The following is a 1,521-nucleotide window of genomic DNA, read 5'->3' on the forward strand; positions in this document are numbered from 1 at the left end:
GAGATCACCCATTCGCTCGTCGAGGACGCCCTGCCCGCCGGTCTCGACGTGCGCTACCTCGGTGAGCACTGGCTGAAGGACTTCGACCGGACCCAGCGGATCTGGCAGCTGGTGGTACCCGACCTGCAGGACACGTTCCCACCGCTGCGGGCCCCTGACTCCTCGACGCCGACCGATCCGCGCAGCGGGCCGACCGATGTCGACGACACCGACGTCGATACCGATACCGGGCCTCCCGGCGGCTCCCACCTCGGCTGGTTGGCGAGCATGGCGGACGCCGCCTTCGTCGGTCGGGTGGCGGAACTACGGGCCCTGCGGGAGAGCTGGGACCGGGCCCGATCCGGACACCGGGTACTCGCGCTGATCAGCGGGGAGCCCGGGATCGGGAAGACCACCCTGGCCGCACAGGTCGCCCGCACCGCGCTCGACGACGGCGGGCTGGTGCTCTACGGCCGCTGGGACGAGGAAGTACTCGCCCCCTACCAGGCCTACCGGGAGGCGTTGGGCGAGTATTCACGCACCTGCCCGAGGTCCCTGCTATGGGCGGAGTTCAGCGAGCACGCCGACGAGATCTCCCGGCTGTTTCCCGAGGTCGCCAAGCGCGTCGGCGTGGTCGGCACCCCCCTGCCGGGCAACGCCGAGGCCGAACGGTTCCGCCTGTTCGAGGCCCTTGACGGCTGGCTGTGCACGATGGCCTCCCGGCGTCCCGTCCTCACCGTCCTGGACGACCTGCAGTGGGCGGACCGCTCCTCCCTGCTCCTGCTGCAGCACCTGATGCGGATGCCACGAGCGACACCCCTGCTCGTGGTGGCCACCTACCGCAGCACCGACCACGGGGAGCTGAGCCACTTCCTGCCCAGGCTGGCCCGGGACGCCGACTGCCGGCGGATCACCGTCGGCGGCCTCGACGAGGACGAGACCGTGGCACTGCTCGGGCAGGTCACCGGCGGAGGGCCGGCCGAACCCGATCTCGCGCTGGCCCGCGAGCTGCGGACGGACACGGCGGGCAACCCGTTCTTCCTGACCGAGATGATGCGGCACCTGGTGGACGTGGGGGCGCTTCCCCCGGCTTCGACCCCGGCCTTCGAGCAGACTCCGTCGAGTGGCCCGCCGGCTCCCCCCGGCCCGGTCCGGCCAAACCAGCTGGTGCCCCTGGCCCCGCCGGCCCCGTCAGGCCCGTCCCGCGTCGAGATCCCCGAAACCGTGCGGGATCTGGTGCGCTGGCGGCTGAGCCGGCTGTCCCAGGAGTGCTCCTCCTCCCTCGCCGTCGCATCGGTGATCGGCCATGAGTTCGACGTGGACATCCTCGGCGCCACAGCCAAGATCGACGAAATACGCCTGCTCGACCTCCTCGACGAGGCGCGGCAGGCCGGTCTGGTGCACGAGGACCACGACCAGCCCGCCCGGTACGTCTTCTCCCACTCGGTCGTACGCCGGTTCCTGCGGGACAGCCTGGGTGTCACCCGCGCCGCTCGCCTGCATCGCCAGATCGGGGACGCCTTCCAGGCCCGCCAGGCGAGC

1 protein-coding gene is annotated in these 1,521 nt (G+C 71.6%); it reads left to right on the forward strand.

Annotation, left to right across the window (positions count from 1 at the left end; genetic code table 11):
• A partial coding sequence (locus DD1DGNOD_RS18685) for an ATP-binding protein (RefSeq protein ID WP_165036866.1) occupies window positions 1-1,521 on the forward strand: 1,521 nt, incomplete at both ends.

It is taken from the genome of Candidatus Protofrankia californiensis (assembly GCF_900634765.1).
Classification (GTDB): Bacteria; Actinomycetota; Actinomycetes; order Frankiales; family Frankiaceae; genus Protofrankia; species Protofrankia californiensis.